Origin of the sequence: Burkholderia sp. Bmkn7 (assembly GCF_041103175.1) — a bacterium.
GTDB lineage: Bacteria > Pseudomonadota > Gammaproteobacteria > Burkholderiales > Burkholderiaceae > Burkholderia > Burkholderia cepacia.
Window position 1 is genome coordinate 2,655,343 of sequence record NZ_JBGCUH010000003.1, and the last position, 26,859, is coordinate 2,682,201.

At 65.1% G+C, this 26,859-nt stretch carries 26 protein-coding genes; 8 read left to right on the top strand and 18 right to left on the bottom strand.

Annotated features, from left to right (window positions below):
* Nucleotides 1-72 precede the first annotated feature (72 nt).
* The 3 genes from AB3K92_RS33940 to AB3K92_RS33950 all read right to left on the bottom strand — a co-directional run bounded on the left by AB3K92_RS33940 (nucleotide 73) and on the right by AB3K92_RS33950 (nucleotide 2,558).
* Nucleotides 73-546 carry a hypothetical protein gene (locus AB3K92_RS33940; RefSeq protein WP_155629128.1) on the bottom strand — a complete coding sequence of 158 codons (474 nt, stop codon included), beginning with the start codon at nucleotides 544-546 and terminating at the stop codon, nucleotides 73-75.
* A gap of 58 nt (nucleotides 547-604) precedes the next feature.
* Entirely contained in the window at nucleotides 605-1,732 is a 1,128-nt protein-coding gene (locus AB3K92_RS33945) for a hypothetical protein (RefSeq protein WP_369466647.1), read from the bottom strand.
* A 571-nt stretch (nucleotides 1,733-2,303) separates the two neighbouring features.
* Nucleotides 2,304-2,558: a hypothetical protein gene (locus AB3K92_RS33950; protein WP_369466648.1), complete on the bottom strand. Its 255-nt coding sequence runs from the start codon at nucleotides 2,556-2,558 to the stop codon at nucleotides 2,304-2,306.
* A 494-nt stretch (nucleotides 2,559-3,052) separates the two neighbouring features.
* Between AB3K92_RS33950 and AB3K92_RS33955 the strand changes: the two genes are divergently transcribed.
* The 6 genes from AB3K92_RS33955 (at nucleotide 3,053) to AB3K92_RS33980 (ending at nucleotide 10,197) form a co-directional block, all read left to right on the top strand.
* Nucleotides 3,053-3,328, top strand: a complete 276-nt coding sequence (locus AB3K92_RS33955; protein ID WP_369466649.1) for a hypothetical protein — start codon at nucleotides 3,053-3,055, stop codon at nucleotides 3,326-3,328.
* A gap of 129 nt (nucleotides 3,329-3,457) precedes the next feature.
* Nucleotides 3,458-4,522 (top strand): regulator, encoded by a 1,065-nt coding sequence (locus tag AB3K92_RS33960; RefSeq protein WP_155627578.1) that lies wholly within the window; start codon nucleotides 3,458-3,460, stop codon nucleotides 4,520-4,522.
* A 17-nt stretch (nucleotides 4,523-4,539) separates the two neighbouring features.
* Nucleotides 4,540-6,237, top strand: a complete 1,698-nt coding sequence (gene recJ / locus AB3K92_RS33965; RefSeq protein ID WP_021157680.1) for a single-stranded-DNA-specific exonuclease RecJ — start codon at nucleotides 4,540-4,542, stop codon at nucleotides 6,235-6,237.
* Between the two features lie 152 nt (nucleotides 6,238-6,389).
* Nucleotides 6,390-7,494, top strand: a protein-coding gene (gene prfB, locus AB3K92_RS33970) for a peptide chain release factor 2 (RefSeq protein ID WP_099318679.1) whose coding sequence is annotated in 2 segments (ribosomal slippage) — nucleotides 6,390-6,470 and nucleotides 6,472-7,494 — 1,104 coding nt in all. Because the reading frame shifts where the segments join, the coding sequence is not laid out codon by codon here.
* Between the two features lie 84 nt (nucleotides 7,495-7,578).
* Nucleotides 7,579-9,105: a lysine--tRNA ligase gene (gene lysS, locus AB3K92_RS33975; RefSeq protein ID WP_021157678.1), complete on the top strand. Its 1,527-nt coding sequence runs from the start codon at nucleotides 7,579-7,581 to the stop codon at nucleotides 9,103-9,105.
* Between the two features lie 348 nt (nucleotides 9,106-9,453).
* The gene (locus AB3K92_RS33980; protein WP_021157677.1) at nucleotides 9,454-10,197 is read left to right on the top strand and encodes a glycine zipper 2TM domain-containing protein; all 744 of its coding nucleotides are present in this window, start codon (nucleotides 9,454-9,456) and stop codon (nucleotides 10,195-10,197) included.
* A 139-nt stretch (nucleotides 10,198-10,336) separates the two neighbouring features.
* Here the strand turns inward: AB3K92_RS33980 and iscX are convergent, their stop codons facing one another.
* From iscX to AB3K92_RS34040, 12 genes are all read right to left on the bottom strand, one after another.
* Nucleotides 10,337-10,546 carry a Fe-S cluster assembly protein IscX gene (iscX, locus tag AB3K92_RS33985; protein WP_021157676.1) on the bottom strand — a complete coding sequence of 70 codons (210 nt, stop codon included), beginning with the start codon at nucleotides 10,544-10,546 and terminating at the stop codon, nucleotides 10,337-10,339.
* 19 nt (nucleotides 10,547-10,565) lie between these two features.
* Nucleotides 10,566-10,907 (bottom strand): ISC system 2Fe-2S type ferredoxin, encoded by a 342-nt coding sequence (fdx, locus tag AB3K92_RS33990; protein WP_369466650.1) that lies wholly within the window; start codon nucleotides 10,905-10,907, stop codon nucleotides 10,566-10,568.
* Between the two features lie 88 nt (nucleotides 10,908-10,995).
* Nucleotides 10,996-12,864, bottom strand: a complete 1,869-nt coding sequence (hscA, locus tag AB3K92_RS33995; protein WP_318826984.1) for a Fe-S protein assembly chaperone HscA — start codon at nucleotides 12,862-12,864, stop codon at nucleotides 10,996-10,998.
* A gap of 54 nt (nucleotides 12,865-12,918) precedes the next feature.
* Nucleotides 12,919-13,446 (bottom strand): Fe-S protein assembly co-chaperone HscB, encoded by a 528-nt coding sequence (gene hscB / locus AB3K92_RS34000; protein WP_042973645.1) that lies wholly within the window; start codon nucleotides 13,444-13,446, stop codon nucleotides 12,919-12,921.
* Nucleotides 13,447-13,540: 94 nt separating this feature from the next.
* Nucleotides 13,541-13,864, bottom strand: coding sequence for an iron-sulfur cluster assembly protein IscA (gene iscA, locus AB3K92_RS34005; RefSeq protein WP_012492710.1), 324 nt, complete (start codon nucleotides 13,862-13,864; stop codon nucleotides 13,541-13,543).
* Nucleotides 13,865-13,929: 65 nt separating this feature from the next.
* Entirely contained in the window at nucleotides 13,930-14,337 is a 408-nt protein-coding gene (gene iscU / locus AB3K92_RS34010) for a Fe-S cluster assembly scaffold IscU (protein ID WP_006481982.1), read from the bottom strand.
* A 68-nt stretch (nucleotides 14,338-14,405) separates the two neighbouring features.
* Complete coding sequence (locus AB3K92_RS34015) at nucleotides 14,406-15,629, bottom strand: IscS subfamily cysteine desulfurase (RefSeq protein WP_021157672.1); 1,224 nt, start codon at nucleotides 15,627-15,629, stop codon at nucleotides 14,406-14,408.
* Between the two features lie 65 nt (nucleotides 15,630-15,694).
* Nucleotides 15,695-16,234: a Fe-S cluster assembly transcriptional regulator IscR gene (gene iscR, locus AB3K92_RS34020; RefSeq protein ID WP_009691731.1), complete on the bottom strand. Its 540-nt coding sequence runs from the start codon at nucleotides 16,232-16,234 to the stop codon at nucleotides 15,695-15,697.
* A 114-nt stretch (nucleotides 16,235-16,348) separates the two neighbouring features.
* A complete protein-coding gene (locus tag AB3K92_RS34025; protein ID WP_048024076.1) occupies nucleotides 16,349-16,831 on the bottom strand; it encodes a low molecular weight protein-tyrosine-phosphatase in 483 nt (160 codons plus the stop codon).
* 101 nt (nucleotides 16,832-16,932) lie between these two features.
* On the bottom strand, nucleotides 16,933-17,160 hold the full coding sequence (locus tag AB3K92_RS34030) for a hypothetical protein (RefSeq protein ID WP_027786967.1): 228 nt from the start codon (nucleotides 17,158-17,160) through the stop codon (nucleotides 16,933-16,935).
* 129 nt (nucleotides 17,161-17,289) lie between these two features.
* Entirely contained in the window at nucleotides 17,290-18,699 is a 1,410-nt protein-coding gene (locus AB3K92_RS34035) for a lactate utilization protein B (protein ID WP_021157668.1), read from the bottom strand.
* 34 nt (nucleotides 18,700-18,733) lie between these two features.
* Nucleotides 18,734-19,456, bottom strand: coding sequence for a (Fe-S)-binding protein (locus AB3K92_RS34040; protein WP_021157667.1), 723 nt, complete (start codon nucleotides 19,454-19,456; stop codon nucleotides 18,734-18,736).
* A 183-nt stretch (nucleotides 19,457-19,639) separates the two neighbouring features.
* Here AB3K92_RS34040 and AB3K92_RS34045 point away from each other — a divergent pair, with 183 nt between their 5' ends.
* Nucleotides 19,640-20,449, top strand: a complete 810-nt coding sequence (locus AB3K92_RS34045; RefSeq protein ID WP_027786965.1) for an IclR family transcriptional regulator — start codon at nucleotides 19,640-19,642, stop codon at nucleotides 20,447-20,449.
* 94 nt (nucleotides 20,450-20,543) lie between these two features.
* Here AB3K92_RS34045 and pbpG read toward each other — a convergent pair whose 3' ends face one another.
* On the bottom strand, nucleotides 20,544-21,713 hold the full coding sequence (pbpG, locus tag AB3K92_RS34050; RefSeq protein WP_021157665.1) for a D-alanyl-D-alanine endopeptidase: 1,170 nt from the start codon (nucleotides 21,711-21,713) through the stop codon (nucleotides 20,544-20,546).
* Between the two features lie 653 nt (nucleotides 21,714-22,366).
* On the opposite strand from pbpG, the gene AB3K92_RS34055 reads away from it, so the two are divergent.
* A complete protein-coding gene (locus tag AB3K92_RS34055) occupies nucleotides 22,367-22,933 on the top strand; it encodes a phasin family protein (RefSeq protein WP_006481973.1) in 567 nt (188 codons plus the stop codon).
* A gap of 198 nt (nucleotides 22,934-23,131) precedes the next feature.
* On the opposite strand, the gene lpdA is transcribed toward AB3K92_RS34055, so the two are convergent.
* Together lpdA and aceF are read right to left on the bottom strand one after the other, a co-directional pair.
* The gene (gene lpdA / locus AB3K92_RS34060; RefSeq protein ID WP_059489161.1) at nucleotides 23,132-24,892 is read right to left on the bottom strand and encodes a dihydrolipoyl dehydrogenase; all 1,761 of its coding nucleotides are present in this window, start codon (nucleotides 24,890-24,892) and stop codon (nucleotides 23,132-23,134) included.
* 285 nt (nucleotides 24,893-25,177) lie between these two features.
* On the bottom strand, nucleotides 25,178-26,839 hold the full coding sequence (aceF, locus tag AB3K92_RS34065) for a dihydrolipoyllysine-residue acetyltransferase (protein ID WP_369466651.1): 1,662 nt from the start codon (nucleotides 26,837-26,839) through the stop codon (nucleotides 25,178-25,180).
* Nucleotides 26,840-26,859: the final 20 nt, after the last annotated feature.

Below are 26,859 nucleotides of genomic sequence, written 5' to 3' on the forward strand. Positions count from 1 at the left end.
TCTCCTCCCGCAACTGGTGGAGTCGCTTCACCGCTTGCCGCGATAAAGCGAACCTATAGCGCCTTGCGGGCTTCACACGCTCAGGTCATTTACAAGCGCGGCCAATTGCTCCGCTGCTTCGTCAGCCTTCATGCGCTCAGCAAGTTCCCTGTCAAGTGCGCGTCCAACTTCGCGCGCAGCTTGTGCGGTACGGTGCGGCTCGTCCACGGCCGCCGCGTCAATAACGCCGGCTCGCGCCTGCATTGCCATGCGCTCCAGATGCGCATTGGCCTTGCTTGTTACTTCCTGTTGACGTGCGATGAGCTTACGCAGATCACGCTGACTTCGAGCACTAGAGACCGCTTTCCCACGCAGTTCCGCCACCTCTGCTTTAATCCGCGCTACAGCGGCTTCCAGAGTCGGCGGCGGACTCGATCCAACGTACTTGACGCTACCATCCGGGCACCGCATGTAGTCGGATTGCGCAAAGTGGTAATGAACCGCCCCACCACTTTGAACGTGATCCGCGAGGCTACGCGGCGGCTTCGGAGTGAAAATTTTTCCCATGATACCCATATGGATTACTTATTAAATTGGAGCGAGCGGCATACCCGCTCCGTTATCGTTAGGCTACGGTAACGGCCACCGGATTGACCATAAGCTTGTAGTCGGCGTACCGCGTAATCTTGAAGGCCGTTTGGTTCGTCTGGAACAGGCGCGTTACCGTGGTATTGCTACCGCTCGGTGCCGTGTCCATCACGATATCGGCCTCGTTGCTTCGCTCGATAATCTGAGGGCCATCGAAAACGGCGGTGCGCTGCGCATCCACGAGGAACAGCAGCCCCTCAGGCATCGCCAGTACGGCCAGTGCCGGCAGGTCGTAGAAAGTGCCGCCTCGTGGTCCGATGTTTTGCTCCTGTGCGCTACGGAGCTTCGCAAGGGTTTGCGGATTCCCTACCCAGCATGCGGTGCGCAGATCACCATGAAAACTATCAAAGGCGGCGTTGACCGTCGTTTGCGCCGTTCCCGCCGCCGTCGTCAGGCTCGTAACCATCGCGGCATCGATCGCGTTATTTGCGGCGTTTTCGAGGTTGGTTTGCACGAAGGAAATCACGTTCCCCTCGTTATCCGCGTTAAGCAGCACATCGGAAAACGCGAGAATCAGGCCGAACTTTCGTGTACCGTTCAGAACGAAATCCGCGCCCGGGGCTGCGCCGGGATACGGGTTTCCCTCGGCGACCTCCGACGCGGCCAGCAATGCGGCCTGAGTCAGCACACGCACCTCCGGAGGCAATTGCGGCGCGCCAAGTTCGGCAAGCATCGTTACAAGCGGTTTGGTTACGACCGGAACGAGCGACGTAACGCCCTGGGCCTGACGCGGATAGACGAGGTTCGGTGTCGTGTTGCCGAGCGGCGCAACCGATGATTTCACCACGCCGCCTTTCTCCGCCCACTCCACCATAGCGTCCCGGTCGCCGGCCAACCGCGCAGCGTGGAGCGCCTTGACAGTTTGGACGTCACGTCGTCCCTCGTGGATTGCTTCGATAACTTCCAGGTTGCCTAGCGGCGGCTGCTCTGCCAGCATGCCCGCTTCCCGGTATGTCTCGGTCTTCTTTTCGTGTGTGTCGATCAGGTCGAGTGCCTTAGCTACAACCGGGAATCGAGCTTTACGAACATCACTAGGGAGAGACTTTGCGATAGCAAATCCAATTTGCTCTGCGGGGGTGAGTTTCGAAAGAATTGCTGCGTTCATACTTTGTAATCCTTATTTTATAGATTGAATAGTTCCGGCCTTGTTTGTACCGGTCAGCCCGTAGACCGAGTTAAGGCGGGCCGCCTACGTTCAAGCTCGTTATTCCTTCGGCGGCTCGGGGTCCGTGACAAAGACAATCGGCGCGCTTGGATCAAACGATGGCTTGTCTTCGAAGTGGAATACCGCTGTCACCCCACCGCCAAGTGAAACGCGGTATGAGTTGGTACGCAACGACTCCGGCTCGGATGACTTACCGAGGATGCGGGATAGCCATTTCCTCATGCGCCGCCCGTCTTCCTGCATGGCTCACTCAAATAGCGTGTTAGCACCCGCCGGATAAGCTCGGATACGTCCACGTCCTCCTCTACGGCGCGCATGCGGATAGCTCTGCGCATGTCAGCCCGGACCTTGAACGTCATCGCACACGGCTCGCTTGCCGTAGTGCGTTTCATCCGTGGCTGTATCTCGTTCGTTGGAATCATTGCCCTCCTCTGTAGGTAATACCAACGGCCAAACAAAAGGGCCGGCCGCCTCAAATGAGACGCCGACCCGAGATGTAGTCCTAAATAGTTCAGGACAGAATGAACAGTTCCGCCTTGATAGCAGGATCGACCGGGACAATCTTGGCTAGTTCGCCCAGGGCCTCCGCCATGTCACTGGCGCAGTATCGAACATGAGCCGTGATGACGCCGCCGCGCTTGGTCTGCCGCAAGATGCGAAAACCGTAATCGCGGAGGGCGAGAATCACGAGCTTGCATGCGGCGTCCGTGTGGTCCTTCAGCGTGATATGGAGCGCGCTAGGCGCACAATTGTTTGTGTTCGTCATTTCCGTTCTGCTCCTGTCTACCGCTGACTACACGTGAGACTTGATGTAGGTCCGCGTGGCGCTGTTTGCGTGGTCGATCTTTTCTGGTCCCTTGTACTGCCTCGTGCCGGCTGCATTGCGTCGCACGGATGAGGCGGTCGCTTGGTGCTGCCTAACCTTCTCCCAATAGGCTTTTCGCTTCTCTGCTGCCGTCACCGATACTCCCAGTAGTTATCGAAAGGCGCTCGTGGAACACCCTTGGATAACTACATCGCCCTCGCACTCGTCGCGGCTTGGTCGGGCCGGAGTCAAAGCGGTCAAGACTCTTAACGCGGGGTCTGCTGCGGTAGCTCACCGGTTCCGTGTGGCTGACTACAGGACGGAGCATATCCCGACTTTCTGGCTACGGAAAGTATATTTTTCAATACTCGCAAGATATTTACATATCAGTTGCTTTTATACAACACTATTCCGTTGACTTATGAGAAAATGTACTTTTCGTAACGGAGAAAGTCATGGCCATGGGTCGCCCCAAGGGTCCGCCGTCTCGCCCGCTAAACGTGCGCGTTGAAACTGCGGACCTAGACAAGTTGGCCCTCATCTATCGTGTTACCGGGAAGTCCACGGCGGACGTAGTGAGGGACGCAATCAAGCTCTACATAAAGCTACACGAGGGCCAAATACGCGAGGCCGAATGGCAGATTGCCGGGGGCGTCGGCCAGCGGTCTACGGGATGGGAAACGATGACGCCGGAGGAATGGGGTATCGACCGTGACGACGAGGAGCAGTAGTACAGCTCCCGCGTGCTACCATTTGCACCTACATTCGCTGTAACACCAACCTGTACCGGCTGCTACAGCCCCGCTTATAAGTCCTTGATTTCTAAGGGTGCGTAGGTTTGCCATACAATGCGCACCATCATGCACGACCGACGCCTCCATTTTCTCGTTCCGTTCGCGCTGCCGTCGGCGGCCGATGCGGCCTCGTCCCTGCACACGCTGGACAGCCCCGCGCTCGAAAAGTTGCTCGCCCGCGCGAGCCTCGTCGAGCGCGTGGCCGGCGAGGACTTCCAGCGCACGCTGCCGCACGAGCGCTGGCTGGCCCGCCAGTTCGGCGCGACCCAGGGCAACGCCGCCGACGAGGCGCCGCTCGCGCCCTACATGCTGCTGGCGGACGGCGGCGATCCGGGCGCCCGGGCCTGGGCCTGCGTCGAGCCCGTGCACGTCGAAATCGCGCACGATCACCTGGTGCTCGTCGATCCGGCGGCCCTTGCGCTCGACGACGGCGACGCGGCCGCGCTGCTCGCGGTCGCCCGGCCGCTGATCGAGGAGCTCGGCGTACGGCTCGAAGCGCCGAACCCGTCACGCTGGTACCTGTCGAGCGAGCAGCTCGCCCGGCTCGCCGGCGCCGCGCCGCTGCGCGCGAGCGGCCGCAACATCGAAATCTGGCTGCCGCACGAGGCGCATACGGGCGAACGCTCGCGGATGTGGATGAAGCTGCAGAACGAAGTGCAGATGGCCTGGTTCCAGCACCCGGTCAACGAAGCGCGCGAAGCGCGCGGGCTGCCGGCCGTCAACTCGATCTGGTTCCATGCGCAGGGCACGCTGAAACCGGTCGGCCAGCCGTTCGCGCGCGTGCTGTCCGCATCGCCCGCGGCGCTCGGCCTTGCACGTGCCGCGCGGATCGACGCCTCGGGCGTGCCCGCCGCATTCGGCACACTGCCCGCTGCCGACGGCGCGACGCTCGTCGAACTGCCGGCGCTGACCACCCCGTTCATCGAGCAGGACTGGGCGCGCTGGCACGACGGACTCGCCGCGCTCGAGCGCGACTGGTTCGCGCCGGCCCTCGCCGCGCTGCGGAACGGCGAGCTGGCGGGCGTCGATTTCACGCTGTGCGGCGACACGAGTTCCGTGACGCTGCGTGCGACGCGCTCAGACCTGCGCAAGTTCTGGCGCCGCCGCGCGCTGGCCTCCCTGTTCGAATAACAACAAGCACACCCCGTATGACCCGGATCGTTACCCGCCCCGTCGCGCCCGCCGACGCCGAAGCGCTCGCGCGCCACGGCCTGCATCCCGTGCTCGCGCGCCTGTACGCGTCGCGCGGCGTGCAGTCCCCCGCCGACATCGAGACCGCGCTGGCGCGGCTCGTCCCGCCCACCGAGCTGAAAGGCTGCGCCGACGCGGCGTCGCTGCTCGCCGACGCGATCGCCGACAAGCGGCGCCTGCTCGTCGTCGCCGACTACGACTGCGACGGCGCGACCGCTTGCGCGGTCGCGGTGCGCGGCCTGCGGATGTTCGGTGCGCAGATCGACTACCTGGTGCCGAACCGCTTCGAATACGGCTACGGCCTCACGCCCGAGATCGTCGAACTCGCCGCCGCGCGCAAGCCCGACCTGCTGATCACCGTCGACAACGGGATCGCGAGCGTCGCGGGCGTCGAGGCCGCGAACGCACGCGGCATCGACGTGCTCGTGACCGATCACCACCTGCCCGGCGACGCACTGCCCGCCGCACGCGCGATCGTCAACCCGAACCAGCCGGGCTGCGCGTTCCCGAGCAAGCACCTCGCCGGCGTCGGCGTGATGTTCTACGTGCTGCTCGCGCTGCGCGCCGAGCTGCGCCGCCGCGGCGCCTTTGCAAGCAAGGAAGCCGAGCCGCGCCTCGACGGCCTGCTCGACCTCGTCGCGCTCGGCACCGTCGCCGACGTCGTGCGGCTCGACGGCAACAACCGCGTGCTCGTCGCGCAGGGGCTGCAGCGCATCCGCAACGGCCGCATGCAGCCGGGCGTCGCCGCGCTGTTCCGCGCCGCCGCGCGCGAGGCGCGCACGGCATCGGGCTTCGACCTCGGTTTCGGCCTCGGCCCGCGCCTGAACGCCGCCGGGCGGCTCTCCGACATGTCGCTCGGCATCGAGTGCCTGATCACCGACGACATCGGCCGTGCCTGGGACCTGGCGCAGCAGCTCGACGTGATGAACCGCGAGCGCCGCGAGATCGAGGCCGGCATGCAGCAGCAGGCGCTCGCCGATCTCGCCGACGTCGACCCGGCCGACGCGTGCACGATCACCCTCTTCAACCCCGAGTGGCACCAGGGCGTGATCGGCATCGTCGCCGGCCGGCTCAAGGAAAAATTCCACCGCCCGTCGTTCACGTTTGCGCACGCGGACGACGAAGGCAAGCGGGTCAAGGGTTCGGGTCGGTCGATCCCGGGTTTCCACCTGCGCGACGCACTCGACCTCGTGTCGAAACGCGAACCGGACCTGATCGTCGCGTTCGGCGGCCACGCGATGGCGGCCGGCCTCACGCTCGACACCGAGAACGTGCCGCGCTTCGCCGCCGCGTTCGAGGCGGTCGCGCGCGAATGGCTGTCCGACGACGCGCTCGCCCGCGTGATCGAGACCGACGGCGAACTCGAGGACGCGTACTTCACGCCGCAGTTCGTCGGGCTGCTCGACGAGGCCGTCTGGGGGCAAGGTTTTCCGGCCCCGCTTTTCTCGGGCGAATTCGACGTCGTGTCCCAGTCGCTCGTGAAGGAAAAGCACCTGAAACTGCAGCTTGCACGCGGCCGCCAGCGCTTCAACGCGATCTGGTTCAACCACACGGAGCCCCTGCCGGAAAGCGCGCTGGTCGCGTACCGGCTCGTCGCCGACACGTGGAACGGCGTCACGCGCGTCCAGCTGATCGTCGAACACGCGGCCGGCTGAGCGCGGGCCGCCCGGCCCGCGACGCCCGCCGATGCATGCGCGCCGCGCCGGACGGGGCCGCGGTACGCGTGCGAGCACCGTTTGCGTCACCGGGCAACCCTGCCGATCGGCTATAATTCCGCTTTTTTACGAAGCAAGAATAGCGAGCGATCATGGAAGCGGAACGTCTCAACGCGATCGAAAGCTCCCTGCTCGACCTGCGCAATCGCGCGGGCGAGCTCCGGGGGTATCTTTGACTACGACGCCAAAGCTGCGCGTCTGACCGAAGTCAACAAGGAACTCGAAGACCCGAACGTCTGGAACGATTCGAAGAACGCCCAGGCGCTCGGTCGCGAGAAGAAGCTGCTCGAGGGCGTCGTCACGACGCTCACCGCGCTTGATGGCGACCTGCGCGACGCGCTCGACCTGTTCGAGCTGGCCCGCGAGGAAGGCGACGAAGACACCCTCATCGCGTCGGAAGAAGACGCCGCGAAGCTCGAGGCACGCGTCGGCGACATCGAGTTCCGCCGGATGTTCTCGAACCCGGCCGACCCGAACAACTGCTTCATCGACATCCAGGCCGGCGCCGGCGGTACCGAGGCGTGCGACTGGGCATCGATGCTGCTGCGCCAGTACCTGCGCTACTGCGAGCGCAAGGGCTTCAAGGCCGAAGTGCTCGAAGAGTCCGACGGCGACGTCGCCGGCATCAAGAACGCGACGGTCAAGGTCTCGGGCGAATATGCATACGGCTTCCTGCGCACCGAAACGGGCATCCACCGCCTCGTGCGCAAGTCGCCGTTCGACTCGTCGGGCGGCCGCCACACGTCGTTCTCGTCGGTGTTCGTCTATCCGGAAATCGACGACTCGATCGAGGTCGAGATCAACCCGGCCGACCTGCGCATCGACACGTACCGCGCATCGGGCGCGGGCGGCCAGCACATCAACAAGACCGACTCCGCGGTGCGGATCACGCACATGCCGACCGGTATCGTCGTGCAGTGCCAGAACGACCGCTCGCAGCACCGCAACCGCGCCGAAGCGATGGCAATGCTGAAGTCGCGCCTGTACGAAGTCGAGATGCGCAAGCGCCAGGCCGAACAGGACAAGCTCGAATCGAGCAAGACCGATGTGGGCTGGGGCCATCAGATCCGCTCGTACGTGCTCGACCAGAGCCGCGTGAAGGACCTGCGCACGAACGTCGAAATGAGCAACACGAGAGCCGTCCTCGACGGCGACCTCGACGACTTCATCAGCGCGAGCCTCAAACAGGGCGTGTAAGCGCCGCGGCGCGGCCTGGCCAGGCCGCGCCCCCTTGCCCTTCCCCCGTTTGCGTTGCCGCACCCACTCCGAATTCCGACCATCATGACCGAACCGACCCAAACGCAGCCCGCCGTCACCGCGGACGAAAACCAGATCATCGCGGAGCGCCGCGAGAAGCTGCGCGCCCTGCGCGAGCAAGGCGTCGCCTACCCGAACGATTTCCGGCCCGAGCACCACGCAGCCGACCTGCAGGCGAAATTCGCCGACTCGGACAAGGCCGCGCTCGAAGCGAACCCGGTCGAGGTGTCGGTGGCCGGCCGCATGATGCTCAAGCGCGTGATGGGCAAGGCGAGCTTCGCGACGGTGCAGGACGGGTCGGGCCAGATCCAGTTCTTCGTGACGCCGAACGACGTCGGCGCGGAAACCTACGACGCATTCAAGAAGTGGGACCTCGGCGACATCGTCGCCGCGCGCGGGGTGCTGTTCCGCACCAACAAGGGTGAGCTGTCGGTCCAGTGCAAGGAGCTGCGCCTGCTGTCGAAGGCGCTGCGCCCGCTGCCGGACAAGTTCCACGGCCTGTCCGACCAGGAAATGCGCTACCGCCAGCGCTACGTCGACCTGATCGTCACGCCGGAAACGCGCGACACGTTCCGCGCCCGCACGAAGACGATCGCGTCGATCCGCAAGTTCATGGACAACGCCGAGTTCATGGAAGTCGAAACGCCGATGCTGCACCCGATCCCGGGCGGCGCGGCGGCGAAGCCGTTCGTCACGCATCACAATGCGCTCGACATGCAGATGTTCCTGCGCATTGCGCCGGAGCTGTACCTGAAGCGCCTGATCGTCGGCGGCTTCGAACGCGTGTTCGAGATCAACCGTAACTTCCGGAACGAAGGCGTGTCGCCGCGTCACAACCCGGAATTCACGATGATGGAGTTCTACGCCGCGTACACCGACTACCGCTGGCTGATGGACTTCACCGAGCAACTGATCCGCCAGGCGGCGATCGATGCGCTCGGCACCGCGACGATCCAGTACCAAGGCCGCGAGCTCGACCTCGCGAAACCGTTCCATCGACTGACGATCACGCAGGCGATCCAGAAGTACGCACCGGACTACACCGACGGCCAGCTGTCGGACGACGCGTTCCTGCGCACCGAACTGAAGCGCTTCGGTGTCGACGTGTCGCAGCCGGCGTTCCTGAACGCGGGTACCGGCGCACTGCAGCTCGCGCTGTTCGAGGAAACGGCCGAAGCGCAGCTGTGGGAGCCGACCTTCATCATCGATTACCCGGTCGAAGTGTCGCCGCTCGCACGCGCATCGGATACGGTGCCGGGCATCACCGAGCGTTTCGAGCTGTTCATGACCGGCCGCGAAATCGCGAACGGCTTCTCGGAGCTGAACGATCCGGAAGACCAGGCCGCACGCTTCAAGAAGCAGGTCGAGCAGAAGGACGCAGGTGACGAGGAAGCGATGTTCTTCGACGCCGACTACATCCGCGCGCTCGAATACGGAATGCCTCCGACCGGCGGCTGCGGGATCGGCATCGACCGTCTCGTGATGCTGCTGACCGACAGCCCGACGATCCGCGACGTGCTGCTGTTCCCGCACCTGCGCCGCGAAGACTGATCGCCGCGCCCGCGTGTGCGCCGCGCCCTGCGGCGCGCACGCGTCAGCTTTGTAACGACGCGTAAATCCCTTCGGCCGGTGTCCGCCGGCTCTCGATCCTCCCCTGTTTTATTCCCCCGTCGCGACGGCCTTCCCCGGGTTTTCCCTGTCATGGTCGCCAGCGCCCCGCTGCAATTCGTTACACCTTGATACGGCGCGCCGCTTGCCGGTGGACGACACTCCGTTTGCGTCACCACGCATGACCACGGGCCCAGAACGAGGCGCAGGAACGCCAAGTCTGCTCGAGCCCGCAGCGTGGGATCAGGCCCGGCGCCGCAGTGCCGATCCGGATCGACATCGGAGAAAAAAATGGACAACCAGAATCAGACCACGCCGCAAAAGCAACGCCTTCACCCGCTTATCGCCACCGCCGCCGGCGCCGTCATCGTCGCCAGCCTCGCGGCGACGGCTGCGATCACGGGCATCTTCCCGAAGGCCAGCAGCAGCAACGCACAGAACGGCCAGACCCAGGCCGCGCTGATCGCATCGCAGCCGGCCGTCGATACGGCCGCGGCCGCCAGCGCCGCGCTGGCCGCGCAAGCCCAGCAGCAGGCAGCCGAACAGGCCGCCGCGCAGCAGAAGGCGGCCGAACAGAAGGCTGCCATCGCGCAGGCCGAGCCGAAGCCCGCGCCGCGCCCGGCTGCACCGCACCGCCGTCATACGACGGCACCGCAGCCGCCGCAATACGCGCAGCAGCCGTCGGCGCCGGCCCAGACCTACTGCCAGAGCTGCGGCACGGTCGTCGCGATCACGCAGACGCGCACGCCGGGCCAGAGCTCGGGGATCGGCGCCGTGGGCGGCGCTGCAGCCGGCGGCCTGCTCGGCAACCAGTTCGGCCACGGTAACGGCCGCACCGCGATGACGATCATCGGCGCGCTGGGCGGCGGTCTCGCCGGCAACCAGGTTGAAAAGCAGGTGCGCGCGGAAACCGACTATCAGGTGCAAGTGCAGATGGAGAGCGGCGCGACGCGCACGTTCACGTACCACAACCCGCCGCCTTTCGGCCAGGGCCAGCGCGTGCGGATCGAGAACGGCACGCTGGTCGGCGCGTGATCGCCTGATCGCATCGGTGCCCCCTGCCCGCATGTCGTGCGCGGGCAAGCGGCCTGAAAACGAAAACGGCTCGTGAGCGATTGCTCACGAGCCGTTTTCTCATGACCGGCCGTCTGCGCCGTTGTGGCGCACGCGGTGTTCAGTCTTCGTCGTCGAAATCCGATTCGTCGATCCAGTGGGCCTGGATCGCTTCGAGGATCTTCTCGCCCGAGTGCTTGGGATCGTCGTCGAAACCGTCGAGTTCGAGCACCCACTGGCGCAGGTCGACGAAGTTGATCCGCTGCGGGTCGATGTCGGGGTGCTTGTCCGCCAGCGCAATGGCTATTTCACGCGAATCGGTCCATTTCATCGCCTGCCTCCGGTTCCTGTCAGTGATTTTCCTTCGCGTGGTTGATCGAGTACTTAGGAATCTCGACCACCAGGTCCGAATTTTCCTTCACGATCGCCTGGCACGACAGGCGCGACGTCGGCTCGAGGCCCCACGCCTTGTCCAGCAGATCGTCCTCGTCCTCCTCGGACGGTGTCAGATCGTTGAAGCCTTCGCGGATCACCACGTGGCAGGTCGTGCACGCGCACGACTTCTCGCATGCATGCTCGATCTCGATCCCGTGTTCGAGCAGGTTGTCGCAGATACTCTTGCCGGGCGTCGCGTCGATCACCGCGCCGTCCGGGCACAGTTCGACGTGAGGCAGCACCACCAGTTGAGGCATGTCCGTTCCGTCAGTCAGGGTGCGGCGCCAGGCGCCGCACGGTTCAATGTCGCGCGGGCCGTTACCGGCCGATGCGCAGTTCGTGAGTTCAGATCTCGTCGAGCCGGCGGCCCGACAACGCGCGCTTGATGCTCTTGTCCATCCGGCGCGCCGCGAATTCGTCGGTGCCGTCGGCCAGCGCCTTGGTCGCGGTTTCGATCGCGTCCGTGTCGTCGCCCTGCGCGATCGTGCGCAGCGCCGCGGCCAACGCATCGACCTGCGCGCGCTCGTCCGTGTCGAGCAGCTCGCCGTCGGCCGCCAGCGCAGCCTGCGTCGCCTCGAGCATCCGCTCGGCCTCGACCTGCGCTTCGCGCAGCGCGCGGGCGCGCATGTCGATTTCGGCAGTCTTGAAACTGTCCTCGAGCATCTTCGCGATGTCGTCGTCGGCGAGACCGTACGACGGCTTCACGACGACCGACGCCTCGACGCCCGAATGCTGCTCACGCGCGAACACCGACAGCAGCCCGTCCGCATCGACCTGGTAGGTCACGCGAATGCGCGCCGCACCGGCCGTCATCGGCGGAATGCCGCGCAGCTCGAAGCGCGCGAGCGAGCGGCAGTCGGCGACGAGCTCGCGCTCGCCCTGCACGACGTGGATCGCCATCGCGGTCTGGCCGTCCTTGAAGGTCGTGAATTCCTGTGCGCGCGCGATCGGAATCGTCGAGTTACGCGGGATGATCTTCTCGACGAGGCCGCCCATCGTCTCGACACCGAGCGACAGCGGAATCACGTCGAGCAGCAGCCAGTCGTCGCCGGTGCCGCGATTGCCTGCGAGCAGGTCGGCCTGGATCGCCGCGCCGAGCGCGACGACCTGGTCCGGATCGAGGTTCACGAGCGGCGGCTGGCCGAAATACTTCGCGACCGCGTCGCGGATCACCGGCATGCGCGTCGCGCCGCCGACGAGCACGACGCCCTTGATGTCGGCCGGCGTGACCTGCGCGTCGCGCAGTGCCTTGCGGGTCGGCGTGAGCGTACGCTGCACGAGCGGCTCGACGAGCGACGCGAACGTATCGTGCGAGATCGTCTGCACGAGATGCGCACCGCCCGACAGCGTGACGTCGAGCGCGGCTTCGGGCGCCGACGACAGCGCTTCCTTCAGCACGCGCACACGGTCGAGCAGCAGGCGTACGTCCTCGGGCGCGAGCGTCTTCGCATCGATGCCGGCCTGCGCGAGCACGTGACCGAACAGCGCGTGGTCGAAATCGTCGCCGCCGAGCGCGGAATCGCCGCCCGCGGCCAGCACTTCGAACACGCCTTTCGTCAGCTTCAGGATCGACAGGTCGAACGTGCCGCCGCCGAGGTCGTACACCGCGTAGAGGCCTTCGGCCCCGTTGTCGAGGCCATAGGCAATCGCCGCGGCGGTCGGTTCGTTCAGCAGGCGCAGCACGTTGAGGCCCGCGAGGCGCGCGGCGTCCTTGGTCGCCTGGCGCTGTGCGTCGTCGAAATACGCGGGCACCGTGATCACCGCGCCGACGAGGTCGTCGCCAAGCGAATCTTCCGCGCGATAACGCAGCGTCGCGAGAATCTCGGCCGACACTTCGACCGGGCTCTTCACGCCGTCGACGGTGCGGATCTGCACCATGCCCGGCGCGTCGACGAATTCGTACGGCGCGTTCGCCGCGCCTTCGACCTCGGCCTTGCCGCGGCCCATGAAGCGCTTGACCGACACGATCGTGTTGCGCGGATCGGTCGCGGCCTGCTCCTTCGCTTCGTGGCCGATACGCCGGCCGCCCTTCTCGAGATAGCGGACCACCGACGGCAGCAGCACACGGCCCGCTTCGTCCGGCAGCACCTCCGGCACGCTGTTACGCACGGCCGCGACGAGCGAGTTCGTCGTGCCGAGATCGATCCCGACGGCGAGTCGCCGCTGATGCGGCGCCGGCGCCATGCCCGGTTCGGAAATTTGCAGTAAAGCCATCTTGGTTCGTTCGGGCGCTCGGCCCGTTTGCTGCGCGTGCCGCGAGGCACGCGGTTAAGTTTCGAGGCGCTCGATCTGCGCGCCCACTTCCGACGCGACCCGTTCGATGAACATCAGCTGGCGCACGGCCTCGGCGGCCGCCTGATCCGCGCCGCTGTCGAGCAGCGTGCCGAGACGTTCCACACGCACGCGCCGCTCTTCGCGCAACTCGGCGAGCAGCGCGTCGAGCGCGTCGACATTGCGGGCGGCCGCGGCATCCTCGATGCCCTCGCGCCACTCCATCTGCTGCATCAGGAACGCGGGCTCCATCGCGGTGTTGTTTTCCGCACCGATGTCGACACCACGCAGGGACAGCAGATACGACGCGCGCTTCAGCGGATCGCGCAGCGTGCGGTACGCCTCGTTCGCGCGGGTTGCCCATTGCATCGCGATGCGTTTCTGCGCATCGCCGGCCGCCGCGAAGCGGTCCGGATGCACCTGCGTCTGCACCGTCCGATAGGCGGCGTCGAGCGCCGTCTCGTCGAGCGCGAATTGCGCCGGCAGGTGAAACAGGTCGAAGTGGCTGTCTTTCAGCGAGACCATCGTCGCGTTCAATTCCGGTTCGTCGCACGGCAAACGCCGCACATTAAAAAGGCGGCCCGTGCCGCCTCTTGCCCGCATCGCGCGGAGATCCGCGTCACACGCGGAACGATTCGCCGCAACCGCACTCGTCCTTCACGTTCGGGTTGTTGAACTTGAACCCTTCGTTCAGGCCTTCGCGGGCGAAGTCGAGCTCGGTGCCGTCGATGTACGCAAGACTCTTCGGATCGACGATCACTTTCACGCCATGGCTCTCGAACACCTGATCCTCGGGAGCCAGCTCGTCGACATACTCGAGCTTGTACGCGAGCCCCGAGCACCCGGTCGTGCGAACGCCAAGCCGCAGGCCCATACCCTTGCCGCGACGGACGAGGTATTTCTGGACGTGCTGTGCTGCTTTTTCGGTCAGTGTAATTGCCATGATGTCCTTGCCGCGGCACGCCACCGGGGCCCGCCGCGTTTCCTTCTCTAGCCGCTCGATGCCGCTCAGGCTGCTGCCTGATCGCCTTCCTTGGTGTCGTGGCGCTTCTTGTAGTCGGCCACGGCTGCCTTGATTGCGTCTTCCGCGAGGATCGAGCAGTGAATCTTCACCGGCGGCAGCGCGAGTTCTTCGGCGATCTGCGTGTTCTTGATCGACAGTGCTTCGTCGAGCGTCTTGCCCTTCACCCACTCGGTAACGAGCGAGCTCGACGCGATCGCCGAACCGCAACCGTACGTTTTGAACTTCGCGTCTTCGATCACGCCGTCCGCGCCGACGCGGATCTGCAGCTTCATCACGTCGCCGCAGGCCGGCGCGCCGACCATGCCCGTGCCGACCGTGTCGTCGTCCTTCGCGAACGAACCGACGTTGCGCGGGTTTTCGTAGTGATCCAGAACCTTGTTGCTGTAAGACATGACTCAGACTCCTTGACTCGTTACGTCTGCGTGCGCGAATCCGCCCGCGGGTATGTTCAATCCGGCGCTCAGTGTGCGGCCCATTCGATCGTCGACAGATCGATGCCTTCCTGGTGCATTTCCCAGAGCGGCGACAGTTCGCGCAGTTTCGCGATCTTGCTGTTCAGCAGGTTGATCACGAAGTCGACTTCCTGCTCCGTCGTGAAGCGGCCGACCGTGAAGCGGATCGAGCTGTGCGCCAGCTCGTCGTTGCGGCCGAGCGCACGCAGCACGTACGACGGCTCCAGCGACGCCGACGTGCACGCGGAGCCCGACGACACCGCGACGTCCTTGATCGCCATGATCAGCGACTCGCCTTCGACGAAGTTGAAACTGATGTTGAGGTTGTGCGGGACACGGCGTTCCATGTCGCCGTTCACGTACGTTTCCTCGATCTGCGACAGGCCGCGCAGCAGCTTGTCTCGCAGCATGCGGACGCGCTCGTTTTCCGTCGCCATTTCTTCACGTGCGATGCGGAACGCTTCGCCCATGCCGACGATCTGGTGCGTCGGCAGCGTGCCCGAACGCATCCCGCGCTCGTGGCCGCCGCCGTGCATCTGCGCTTCGATGCGCACACGCGGCTTGCGGCGCACGTACAGCGCACCGATGCCCTTCGGGCCGTACGTCTTGTGTGCCGAGAACGACATCAGGTCGACCTTCAGCTTCGCGAGATCGATCCCGACCTTGCCGGTCGACTGTGCGGCGTCGACGTGGAACACGATGCCCTTCTCGCGGCAGATTTCGCCGATCGTCTCGATGTCCTGGATTACGCCGATCTCGTTGTTCACGTGCATCACCGACACGAGGATCGTGTCCGGACGCAGCGCGGCCTTGAACACGTCGAGGTCGATCAGGCCGTCATCCTTGACGTCGAGGTAGGTGACTTCGAAGCCATCGCGCTCGAGCTCGCGGCACGTGTCGAGCACGGCCTTGTGCTCGGTCTTCACCGTGACGATGTGCTTGCCCTTGCCTTTGTAGAAGTTCGCGGCACCCTTGATCGCGAGGTTGTCCGACTCCGTTGCGCCGGACGTCCAGATGATCTCGCGCGGATCCGCGTTCACGAGCGCGGCCACCTGTTCGCGCGCTTCCTCGACCGCACGCTCGGCATCCCAGCCGTACGCGTGGCTGCGCGATGCCGGGTTGCCGAACTGCTCGCGCAGGTACGGCACCATCTTGTCGACCACACGCGGGTCGACCGGTGTCGTCGCGCTGTAATCCATGTAGATGGGCAGGTGGAGAGTCTCTTGGGTCATCTGTCGCTCCGGGAATTCTGTGCAGGGACTATGTGCGTTATGGGGGTTGGCGGGCGCCTTCGCGCTCACGAACTCGCGATGTTGAACACCGAATTGGGACCGAGCGGCATCGTGCGCACCGGTTCGGCCGGTGCGGCGACGGGCTCCGGCGTGCGGCGATCGCGCAGCACCGCAGGGGCACCCTCGCGTGCGCGCTGCTGATCGACGAGATCCTGCAGCGACACGGAGTCGAGGTATTCGACCATCTTCTGGTTCAGCGTCGACCACAGCTCGTGCGTCATGCAATGGCCGTCGGGCTGCTTCGAGCCGTCGCACGTGCCTTTGCCGCCGCACTGCGTGGCGTCGAGCGGTTCATCGACCGCGATGATGATGTCGGCAACGGTGACGTCCTGCGCGCGACGCGCGAGGTTGTAGCCGCCGCCCGGGCCGCGCACGGATTCGACGATTTCATGCCTGCGCAGCTTGCCGAACAGCTGTTCGAGATACGAGAGCGAAATCCGCTGGCGCTGGCTGATGCCTGCAAGCGTCACCGGGCCCTGCTCCTGGCGCAGTGCCAAGTCAATCATCGCCGTGACGGCGAAACGGCCTTTGGTGGTGAGTCTCATGGTGTCTAGGGGACTGCAATCTTGACGATTTTGGTCAAGTATAAATATTTGACGTTTTTAGTCAAGTATCCATGTCTTTGAAAGGGTATTCGCAGACCGCTGAATACCGCGTGATCAGCGTTCCGTGCGAGCCCGGAGCGTCTCGAGCAGGCCCGCGCACGCGCGCTCGACCTGGTCGAGCACCTGCTCGAAACCCTGCGCGCCGCCGAAATACGGATCGGCCACTTCGGTTTCAGTCGAATCCGGCGCGAATTCCATCAGCAGGCGCACCTTGTCGAGATGCTGCGGCGGACAGCGGCGGCGCAGCTCCGCGAGATTCGCGTCGTCCATCGCGAGCAGCAGGTCGAAGCGCTCGAAATCCGCCGCGCTCACCTGTCGTGCGCGCAGCGCCGACAGGTCGTAGCCGCGGCCGCGAGCGGCCGCCTGCGCACGCGTATCGGGCGGCTCGCCGACATGCCAGTCGCCGGTGCCGGCCGAATCGATCGCGATCCGGTCCGCCAGCGCGGCCGCATCGACCTGATGACGCATCACGCCTTCCGCGGTGGGCGAACGGCAGATGTTGCCGAGACAGACGAAACAGATCGAAACGCGGGTCATCGCACTATCGGAAAGCCGCGGCGAACCGCGCGGGAGAAGAACACGCCATTATACAAAGGCGACCGGAATCGCGCCGTCCGGCAAAGCGACGGCGCCGTGCATTACAGCGCCTTCGGCGCGACGAGCGCGACGTCGCCGGATGCCGCCGGCAGCGGCTTCGCCGCGTCGTCGACCAGCCCGAACGACACCGCACGCGCCAGTTCGGCAGATGCCTGGTGGACTGCGAGCGGGCCACGCGACGGCGCATCGGCCATCGCATGCAGATAGGCAGCCGCAGCCAGCGGAACGACGATTGCCAGCGGCCAGTACATCGATATTGTCTTTTTCATGATGCGGACCTCCTTGACCTCGTACCCCGAAACCCAATTCCGGGGACTACAGACGAGATTCTATAGACCGCATCTATCGAGATAAATATCTAAATAGCGAACGCAGTGTTGTCGCCGGATGAACAGTCGTCAGCCGAGGTGGCTTTGCGACGCCGCGTACAGTTCGCGGAACGTGCGCCCGGTCGGGGTCGGCATGTCGCGCGTGTCCATCCAGCCGCCCATCATCGGCAGGCGCCGCAGCGTGCCGCCGGCGCCCAGCCGCTCGAGGATGCGCACCGCGAGCTTCGTCGTCAGCGCGTACAGCATCGGCCGCCGCGCGACGAAACCCCATGCAGCGAGCGCCGCCCGCTCGCGCCACGGCCGCAGGTGCCGCTCGACCTGCTTCTCGCGCAGCGTGCGCAACAGGTGCGACAACGGAATCCCGGCCGGGCAGACGCTGTCGCATTCCCCGCAAAGCGTCGCGGCCTGCGGCAGATCCAGCGCGCGATCGAGCCCGACGTAACTCGGCGTCAGCACGGAACCCATCGGCCCCGGGTAGACCCAGCCGTACGCATGGCCGCCGACCTTCTGGTAAACCGGGCAATGGTTCATGCATGCGCCGCAGCGGATGCAACGCAGCATCTCCTGGAACTCGCCGCCGATCAGCCCCGTGCGGCCGCCGTCGACGAGCACCACGTAGTTGTGCTCGGGGCCGTCCTCGTCGTCCGGCCCGCGCGGCCCGGTCAGCAGCGAGAAATAGTTCGACGTCTTCTGCCCCGTCGCGGAACGCGGCAGCAGGCGCATCGCGGTCGCGAGGTCCTCGAGGGTCGGCAGCACCTTCTCGATGCCCGTCACTGCCACATGCACGCGCGGCATCACCGTGCACATCCCCTCGTTCCCTTCGTTCGTCACGATCGCGACCGACCCGGTCTCGGCGATCACGAAGTTGCCGCCGGTCACGCCCATGTCGGCCGACATGAAATGCGGGCGCAGCACCTCGCGCGCCTCCCGCGTCATGTCCGGAATCTCGGTGAGCCGCTCGCGGTGGTGCGTGCGCGCGAACAGGTCGGCGATCTCGTCCTTGTCCTTGTGGACGACGGGCGCGATGATGTGGCTCGGCGGCTCGTTGTCGTTGATCTGCAGGATGTATTCGCCGAGGTCCGTCTCGATCGATTGCACGCCCATTTCCGCGAGCACCGCGTTCAGGCGCATTTCCTCCGACACCATCGACTTGGTCTTGATGACCTTCTTCACGTCGTGACGACGCGCGATGTCGGCCACGAGCCGCGCGGCGTCCGCCGTCGTCTCGGCGAACAGCACGGTCGTGCCGCGCCGCGTCGCCTCCTGCTCGAAGGCCTCGAGCCAGACGTCGAGGTTCTCCAGCGCGCGGTTGCGGCGCGCCTTGAGCGCGGCCCGCGTGGCCGGGAAGTCGATCGCGGTCATCGCGTCGGCACGCGCGGACACGAACTTCGTCGACAGCTTCTTCAGGTTCTGCTGCAGGCGCTGGTCGGCCAGCTTCTGGCCGGCGCGCGCCTTGAAATGCATCGATTGGACTTGCATCGCGGTATCGGGGAAAAGTGAGCGGAACCGGGCGTCAGACGTCGCCCGCCAGCACTTGCGCGACGTGCAGCACGCGCGTGTCGCGGTCGCCGGTGCGGCGCAACCGCCCTTCGATGTTCAGCATGCAGCCGAGATCGCCGAGCACGACGGCGCCCGCGCCCGACGCGCGCACGTTCGCGCACTTTTCGTCCGCGATGGCCGCCGAGATGTCGCCGTACTTCACCGCAAACGTGCCGCCGAAGCCGCAGCAGTGCTCGCAGTCCTTCATCTCGGTAACCGCGATGCCGCGCTGCGCGAGCAGCGCGCGCGGCTGCGCCTTCACGCCGAGTTCGCGCAGGCCCGAGCACGAATCGTGATAGGTGACGGGCCCCGTGAATTCACCCGGCGCGAGCGAGACCTTCGCGACATTCGCCAGGAAATCGGTCAGTTCGTAGACCTTCTGCTGGAACCGCGTGTAGCGCCCCATCAGCTCGGGGTCGTCGCGGAACAGGTCGCCGTAGTGCGCGCGGATCATCCCGCCGCATGAACCCGACGGCGCGACGACGTAATCGAACTGCTCGAACTCGCGCAGCGTCTTTTCCGCGAGATCGCGGGCGAGCGCGCGGTCGCCCGAGTTGTAGGCCGGCTGGCCGCAGCAAGTCTGCGCGGGCGGCACGATCACCTCGTAGCCGGCGTCGCGAATCAGCTTGAGCGCCGAAAAACCGATTTCCGGACGCATCAGATCGACCAGGCAGGTCACGAACAAACCGACTCGCATACGCGCTCCTTCGAGAAAACGGCTCTCATTATCCGCCGTTTGGCCGGCGAGACCAACGCCGGCTCGCGCGCAAGCCCGCACTGCGCGAAACGAGGACTTCCTCGAACGGCGTTCGCTTTTTTCACGATACGAGATACAATCGTCGCACCACCGCTTGCCGCGTCAACCGATTTCTCCCCCGACATGAGCCAACCCACCCCGGATTCCAAAACGTCGATCCAGGTGATCGAACGCATGATGCGGTTGCTGGACGCGCTCGCCGCGCACAGTGACCCCGTGAGCCTGAAGGAACTTGCGCAGCGCACGGAGCTGCACCCGTCTACGGCGCACCGCATCCTCAACGACATGGTGACCTGCCGCCTCGTCGACCGCTCCGATCCCGGCACGTATCGCCTCGGCATGCGGCTGCTGGAACTCGGCAACCTCGTGAAGGCACGCCTGTCGGTACGCGACGCGGCGCTGATGCCGATGCGCGAGCTGCACCGCCTCACCGGGCAGACCGTGAACCTGTCGGTGCGCCAGGGCGACGAGATCGTCTACATCGAGCGCGCGTATTCGGAGCGCTCGGGGATGCAGGTCGTCCGTGCGATCGGTGGCCGCGCGCCGCTGCACCTCACGTCGGTCGGCAAGCTGTTCCTTGCAGCCGACGAAACGTCGCGCGTGCGCGCCTATGCGACGCGCACGGGGCTGTCCGGCCATACGCAGAACAGCATCACCGACATCGCGAAGCTCGAGCGCGAGCTGACGATCGTCCGCCAGCAATCGTGCGCACGCGACAACGAGGAACTGGAGCTCGGCGTGCGCTGCATCGCGGCCGGCATCTACGACGATTCGGGCAAGCTCGTCGCGGGCCTGTCGCTGTCGGCGCCGGCCGATCGCCTCCAGGATGCGTGGCTCGGCCAGTTGAGCCGTACTGCCCTCACCATTTCGGAATCGCTCGGCTACCGGCCGGCGCCCACGAAGGATGCGGACGGGCTGCAGCGGCAGGCGTAAGCCGCTCCGCGCGCCCGCAGTAAAAAAGCCCCGCGATTGCGGGGCTTTTTTTTCGGCCATCGGCGCGGCGGCGAACCGTCACGCCGCCGTGCGATCAGGTCCCGCCGTTCGGCGTGTTGGCCGCCGTCAGGCGCTCGCCGCCGCCGGCGTCGAGCCAGTTGCGCAGGCGTGCCGCGTCGGCGAATCGCGAATACTTGCCGAACGAATCGAGCAGCACCATCACCATTGGCCGGCCGTGGATCGTCGCCTGCATCACGAGGCATTCGCCCGCTTCGTTGATGAAGCCCGTCTTCTGCAGACCGATGTCCCACGAGCCGTTGCCGCGGATCAGCGCGTTCGTGCTGTTGTAGGCGAGATTGCGCTTGCCCGTGTACACCTCGTAGCTGCGATCGGTCGAGAACTGACGGATCATCGGGTACTGGTACGCCGCATTGACCATCTTCACCAGATCGCGCGCGCTCGACACGTTCGAGCTCGACAGGCCGGTCGAATTCTCGAAATGGGTATCGGTCATGCCGAGCGACTTCGCCTTCGCGTTCATCGCGGCGATGAACGCCGGACGACCGCCCGGGTAATAACGCGACAACGCGGCGGCCGCGCGGTTTTCCGACGCCATCAGCGCGATGTGCAGCATGTCTTCACGCGACAGCACCGAGCCGACCGACAGGCGCGAGCCCGTGCCCTTCTCGTAGTCGCGGTCTTCGTCGGTGACTTCGATCTGGTCGGCCATCGGCGCCTTCGAGTCGAGCACGACCATCGCCGTCATCAGCTTCGAGATCGACGCGATCGGCACGACGGCGTGCGAATTCTTGTCGAACAGCGGCTCGCCGGTGTTCTGGTCGACGACGTACGCGACGCTCGAACGCAGCGCGAGTGCGTCCGGCGTATCGTGCAGGCCGAACGCCTGGCCGACGCTCTGCCGGCGCGGCTGGAACGCGACCTTGCGAACCGCGCCGTGATGGCCGGCACGCACGCTGTTCGCCGCGAGCGTCACGCGCTTGCGCGACGCCTTTGCGCGCGGCGCATCGGCCGCGGCGACCTTGGCGGATTTGTCGGAGGTGGCCTTGGCCGACTTCTTCTTCGCGGACGAAGCAGGAGCGACAGCCTTTTTCTTGGCGGCTTGTTGGGTCTTCGCAGTGGCGGCAAAGGCGTCAGCGGGCGTGACGGACGCGGTGGTCGCCAGCAAGGCGACAGCGACCGACACAGCCGTGCCGAGCGTCATGCTCTGCAACAATCTGCGCGGTGAAAACGATTCGGCTTTCATTGGGGTCTGGACAAAGCGGGCGGGAGGTTTCCGCAAGTGTAGTTAAAGCTGAAAAAAAGAGCAATATTAGGCACTTACCGATCGTCGTTAAACCGGAATGTAAGGGTTGGCCAACCTCTGACCAATGAACCCTCCCGCTCCCATCGAAAAAATTCATGGGATGCGCTGCCCGACAGTACCCGTCTCCCGATTACACACGGTTAATTGAGATAACGTCACTTCGGAGGCGATTTAAAGCGGGGAAACTACGTATCCGGCGCTCGGGGTGCCTTGGGAGCCGGTCTCGGCCGTGGCGGCGGCACGTCGCCACGGTACGCGCATCGAAACGGCGCGTTTTCGACAGGAACAGAAGGATAACGTTCCATGACCCTGTCAGGTTTACCTGTGCATGATCATGGTGCGCCGCGTGCGCCCCGCGCCCGTGCGCACCATCTGGGAGACGCGCATGAAACCGATTCCGGACGGGCACGATAACTTGTTGTTTTATCGATAATTTGTCGCGATTGTGCAACGCACAAAAAATACTTGACATCCGTTTTCGCTGCCCTAAAATAGGCCTCATTGCTGCGTTGCACAAAGCACGCGCATCCGAGGTTCCCCGTCGTAGTGCCCTTTACCCTGCGATCGACGCGATCGCTTTTCAGGAGCTGGACATGTCCTTGCTGACCCCCGAGCAAATCGCCGCTGCACAGAAAGCCAACCTCGAAAGCCTGTTCGGTCTGACGACCAAGGCGTTCGAAGGCGTCGAGAAGCTGATCGAACTCAACCTGCAGGTCGTGAAGTCGACGCTGGCCGAAGGCCAGGAAAACGCACAGCGCCTGCTGTCGGTGAAGGACGCACAGGAACTGATCGCACTGCAAGCCAGCCTGTCGCAGCCGGTCGCGGAAAAGGTGCTGTCGTACGGCCGTCACCTGTACGAAATCGCATCGTCGACGCAAGCCGAGTTCGCGAAGGTTGCAGAAGCGCAATTCGAAGAGCAGAACAAGAAGGTCCAGGCACTCGTCGACAACGTCGCGAAGAACGCCCCGGCCGGTTCGGAAACGGCTGTCGCCGCACTGAAGTCGGCACTGAACGCTGCGAACACCACGTACGAAACGGTTCAGAAGGCCACGAAGCAAGCCGTCGAAATCGCTGAAACGAACTTCAACGCTGCTGCTGCCGTCGCAACGAAGGCTGCTACCGCCGCTGCCGCACGTCGTTCGAGCAAGCCGGCCGCATAAGCGTCCCCTGCTCCTGAAAGAGCCGCGCACTGCGCGGCTTTTTCGTTTCTGGCGCCGTACCACGCCGGAATCGCCAAGCCGCCTGACTTGCCCGAACGGTCGTTTGAGCATCGGCCGCCAGCAAAAGAAAACGCCGCCGCCCGGATTGCCCGGGAGGCGGCGTTTTTTTTGGCCGGCAACATGCCGGCTCCGCTCGCGTTACTTCTTGCGCTGCGGCGGCAGGTCCGTGCACACGCCTTCGTACAGTTCGGCGGCCATGCCGACCGATTCGCCGAGCGTCGGGTGCGGATGGATCGTCTTGCCGATGTCTTCCGCGTCCGCGCCCATCTCGACGGCGAGGCACACTTCGCTGATCAGGTCGCCCGCGTTCAGGCCGACGATCGCGCCGCCGATCACCCGATGGGTTTCCTCGTCGAAGATCAGCTTCGTGAAGCCTTCGTCGCGGCCGTTCGCGATCGCGCGGCCCGATGCGGCCCACGGGAACACGGCCTTGCCGTACTTGATGCCTTCGGCCTTGCACTGGTCTTCCGTCTTGCCGGCCCACGCCACTTCCGGATCGGTGTACGCCACCGACGGGATCTGCAGTGCGTCGAAGTACGCCTTCTCGCCGTGCGCGGCTTCCGCTGCGACGTGGCCTTCATGCACGGCCTTGTGCGCGAGCATCGGCTGGCCGACGATGTCGCCGATCGCGAAGATGTGCGGGACGTTCGTGCGCATCTGCTTGTCGACGTCGATGAAGCCGCGATCCGTGACGGCAACGCCCGCCTTGTCGGCGCCGATCTTCTTGCCGTTCGGGCTGCGGCCCACCGCGACGAGCACGAGGTCGTAGCGCTGCGCTTCCGCCGGCGCCTTCTCGCCCTCGAACTTCACGTAGATGCCGTCTTCCTTCGCTTCCGCGCCGACCGTCTTGGTCTTCAGCATCACGTTGCCGAAGCGCTTCGCGTTGTACTTTTCCCAGACCTTCACGAGATCGCGGTCCGCGCCCATCATCAGGCCGTCCATCATTTCGACCACGTCGATCTCGGCGCCGAGCGTCGAGTACACCGTCGCCATTTCGAGGCCGATGATGCCGCCGCCGATCACGAGCATGCGCTTCGGCAGCTGGCGCAGTTCGAGTGCCCCGGTCGAATCGACGACGCGCGGGTCTTCCGGCATGAACGGCAGCTTCACGGCCTGCGAGCCCGCCGCGATGATCGCCTGCTTGAACTTGACGACCTTCTTGCCGTTTTCGCCCTGCACTTCCATGTGGAACGGATCGACGAATGCGCCGACGCCCGTGACCACTTCGACCTTGCGCGCCTTGGCCATGCCGGCGAGGCCCGTCGTCAGTTTCTTGACGACGCCGCCCTTGAAGTCGCGCAGCTTGTCGAGATCGACTTCCGGCTTGCCGAACGTGATGCCGTGCGACGCGAGCGCCGCGGCTTCCTCGACGACGAGCGACGTATGCAGCAGTGCTTTCGACGGGATGCAGCCGACGTTCAGGCACACGCCGCCGAGCGTCGAGTAGCGTTCGACGAGCACGGTCTTCATGCCGAGGTCGGCTGCGCGGAACGCGGCCGAGTAGCCGCCGGGGCCGGCGCCGAGCACGAGCATGTCGCATTCGATGTCGGCGGCACCGCTGTAGCTGCCGGCTTGCGGCGCGGGTGCCGGGGCGGCCGGTGCCGGAGCAGCCGCTGCGGGCTTGGCCGGTTCGGGTGCTTTCGCGGGCGCGGCGGCGCCTGCCGATGCTTCGACGATGGCGATGACGGTGCCTTGCGAGACTTTCTCGCCGGCCTTGACCTTGACTTCCTTGACGGTGCCGGCGACGTCGCTGGGCACTTCCATGGAGGCTTTGTCGGATTCGAGCGTGATGAGCGTCTGCTCTTTTTCGATCACGTCGCCGGGTTTCACGTTGACTTCGATGACATCGACGCCGCTGAAATCGCCGATATCCGGAACCTTGACTTCGATGAGACTCATGACTGTCCCCTTCTTGATTAGCTGCAGACAGAGGGGGAGAAACCCGCGGAAGAACCCACTACTGCGACTACGGCCTGACAAGAGAACGCGACGCTGGGCAGGACCACCTTTGCCGTCCGCCCAAGGACGCGCCTTTCTTTTGGTTACTTTTCTTTGGAAGACAAAGAAAAGTGACCGCCGCCCCGCGCAGGGGCGACGCTAATAGACCGTTAGCGCAACAGGTTCAACGACAAGAGCGTGGAGAACCAACCCAAAACCACGCCCCCGCGAGCCCCACCCCGCTCATCAAAGAATGATGCGACGGAAATCCGCGAGCAACGCGCCGAGATACGCATTGAACCGCGCGGCTTCCGCGCCATCGATCACGCGATGGTCATACGACAGCGACAGCGGCAGCGTCAGACGCGGCACGAACTGCTTGCCGTCCCACACCGGCTTCATCTGGCCGCGCGACAACCCGAGGATCGCGACTTCCGGCGCATTGATGATCGGCGTGAAGTGGGTGCCGCCGATCCCGCCGAGCGACGAGATCGAGAAGCAACCGCCCTGCATCTGGTCCGGCTTCAGCTTGCCGTCGCGTGCGGCCTTCGACAGCTCGGCCATTTCCTTCGCGATATCGACGAGCCCCTTCTTGTCCGCATCGCGGATCACCGGCACGACGAGGCCGTTCGGCGTGTCCGCGGCAAAACCGATGTGGTAGTACTGCTTGAACACCAGGTTGTCGCCGTCGAGGCTCGCGTTGAAGGTCGGGAACTTCTTCAGCGCGGCGACGACCGCCTTGATCACGAACGCGAGCATCGTGAACTTCACGCCCGCCTTTTCGTGCTCCTTGTTCAGCTGCACGCGCAGCGCTTCGAGCTCGGTGATGTCCGCTTCGTCGTTGTTCGTGACGTGCGGGATCATCACCCAGTTGCGATGCAGGTTCGCGCCCGAGATCTTCTTGATGCGCGACAGCGGCTTCGCCTCGAACGGGCCGAACTTCGAGAAGTCGACCTTCGGCCACGGCAGCAGGTTCAGCTCGCCGCCGCCTGCCGGCGCGGCTGCCGCGCCCGGTGCCGCGCGCTGGCCGGTCATCACGCCCTTCACGAAGCCCGTGACGTCTTCCTTCGTGATGCGGCCCTTCGGACCCGAGCCCTGCACGCGCGCGACTTCGACGCCGAGTTCGCGTGCGAACTTGCGTACCGACGGCGATGCGTGGCTGGCGCGGTATTCGCCCGACGGTGCCGCGGCCGGAGCCGGCGCAGCAGCGGCCGGTGCGGCCTTCGCGGGTGCCGGTGCCGGTGCTGCCGGTGCTGCCGGTGCTGGCGCCGGCGCTGCAGCGGCGGGCGCCGGTGCGCTCGCCTGCGGTGCGGCAGCCGCTGCACCTGCGGCTTCGAGCAGCACGATCAGCGTGCCTTCCGACACCGAATCGCCCACCTTGACCTTGATTTCCTTCACGACGCCCGCTGCCGGGCTCGGCACGTCCATCGTCGCCTTGTCCGACTCGAGCGTGACGAGCGACTGTTCCTTCTCGACCGTGTCGCCGACCTTCACGCCGATCTCGATCACCGGCACGTCCTTGTAGTCGCCGATGTCCGGTACCTTCACTTCGAGCGTGCCGCCGGCGGCTGCCGGTGCGGCTGCCGGTGCCGCTGCGGCCGGCGCAGGCGCGGCCGCCGGAGCCGGTGCTGCGGCCGGCGCGGCCGCGCCGTTGGCCTGCGCCGCGGCGCCGCCTTCGAGCAGGATGATCAGCGAGCCTTCCGACACGGAATCGCCCACCTTGACCTTGATTTCCTTCACGACGCCGCCTACCGGGCTCGGCACGTCCATCGTCGCCTTGTCCGACTCGAGCGTGACGAGCGACTGCTCCGGCTCGACCGTGTCGCCGACCTTCACGCCGATCTCGATCACCGGCACGTCCTTGTAATCGCCGATATCCGGCACCTTCACTTCGATCGCTTGACTCATCTGTTTCTGTCTCCATGGCC

Excerpts from the sequence above, each read along its gene's own strand:
- AB3K92_RS34035 (WP_021157668.1), bottom strand. The coding sequence starts at position 18,699 with ATGCAAGTCCAATCGATGCATTTCAAGGCGCGCGCCGGCCAGAAGCTG.
- AB3K92_RS34040 (WP_021157667.1), bottom strand. The coding sequence starts at position 19,456 with ATGCGAGTCGGTTTGTTCGTGACCTGCCTGGTCGATCTGATGCGTCCG.
- AB3K92_RS34045 (WP_027786965.1), top strand. The coding sequence starts at position 19,640 with ATGAGCCAACCCACCCCGGATTCCAAAACGTCGATCCAGGTGATCGAA.
- hscA (WP_318826984.1), bottom strand. The coding sequence starts at position 12,864 with ATGGCTTTACTGCAAATTTCCGAACCGGGCATGGCGCCGGCGCCGCAT.
- iscX (WP_021157676.1), bottom strand. The coding sequence starts at position 10,546 with ATGAAATGGACCGATTCGCGTGAAATAGCCATTGCGCTGGCGGACAAG.
- pbpG (WP_021157665.1), bottom strand. The coding sequence starts at position 21,713 with ATGAAAGCCGAATCGTTTTCACCGCGCAGATTGTTGCAGAGCATGACG.
- hscB (WP_042973645.1), bottom strand. The coding sequence starts at position 13,446 with ATGGTCTCGCTGAAAGACAGCCACTTCGACCTGTTTCACCTGCCGGCG.
- lpdA (WP_059489161.1), bottom strand. The coding sequence starts at position 24,892 with ATGAGTCTCATCGAAGTCAAGGTTCCGGATATCGGCGATTTCAGCGGC.
- AB3K92_RS34025 (WP_048024076.1), bottom strand. The coding sequence starts at position 16,831 with ATGACCCGCGTTTCGATCTGTTTCGTCTGTCTCGGCAACATCTGCCGT.
- iscR (WP_009691731.1), bottom strand. The coding sequence starts at position 16,234 with ATGAGACTCACCACCAAAGGCCGTTTCGCCGTCACGGCGATGATTGAC.
- aceF (WP_369466651.1), bottom strand. The coding sequence starts at position 26,839 with ATGAGTCAAGCGATCGAAGTGAAGGTGCCGGATATCGGCGATTACAAG.
- AB3K92_RS33980 (WP_021157677.1), top strand. The coding sequence starts at position 9,454 with ATGGACAACCAGAATCAGACCACGCCGCAAAAGCAACGCCTTCACCCG.
- AB3K92_RS33940 (WP_155629128.1), bottom strand. The coding sequence starts at position 546 with ATGGGAAAAATTTTCACTCCGAAGCCGCCGCGTAGCCTCGCGGATCAC.
- AB3K92_RS33960 (WP_155627578.1), top strand. The coding sequence starts at position 3,458 with ATGCACGACCGACGCCTCCATTTTCTCGTTCCGTTCGCGCTGCCGTCG.
- AB3K92_RS33955 (WP_369466649.1), top strand. The coding sequence starts at position 3,053 with ATGGCCATGGGTCGCCCCAAGGGTCCGCCGTCTCGCCCGCTAAACGTG.
- lysS (WP_021157678.1), top strand. The coding sequence starts at position 7,579 with ATGACCGAACCGACCCAAACGCAGCCCGCCGTCACCGCGGACGAAAAC.
- iscA (WP_012492710.1), bottom strand. The coding sequence starts at position 13,864 with ATGGCAATTACACTGACCGAAAAAGCAGCACAGCACGTCCAGAAATAC.
- recJ (WP_021157680.1), top strand. The coding sequence starts at position 4,540 with ATGACCCGGATCGTTACCCGCCCCGTCGCGCCCGCCGACGCCGAAGCG.
- AB3K92_RS34030 (WP_027786967.1), bottom strand. The coding sequence starts at position 17,160 with ATGAAAAAGACAATATCGATGTACTGGCCGCTGGCAATCGTCGTTCCG.
- AB3K92_RS34015 (WP_021157672.1), bottom strand. The coding sequence starts at position 15,629 with ATGACCCAAGAGACTCTCCACCTGCCCATCTACATGGATTACAGCGCG.
- AB3K92_RS34055 (WP_006481973.1), top strand. The coding sequence starts at position 22,367 with ATGTCCTTGCTGACCCCCGAGCAAATCGCCGCTGCACAGAAAGCCAAC.
- fdx (WP_369466650.1), bottom strand. The coding sequence starts at position 10,907 with ATGCCTCAACTGGTGGTGCTGCCTCACGTCGAACTGTGCCCGGACGGC.
- iscU (WP_006481982.1), bottom strand. The coding sequence starts at position 14,337 with ATGTCTTACAGCAACAAGGTTCTGGATCACTACGAAAACCCGCGCAAC.
- AB3K92_RS33945 (WP_369466647.1), bottom strand. The coding sequence starts at position 1,732 with ATGAACGCAGCAATTCTTTCGAAACTCACCCCCGCAGAGCAAATTGGA.
- AB3K92_RS33950 (WP_369466648.1), bottom strand. The coding sequence starts at position 2,558 with ATGACGAACACAAACAATTGTGCGCCTAGCGCGCTCCATATCACGCTG.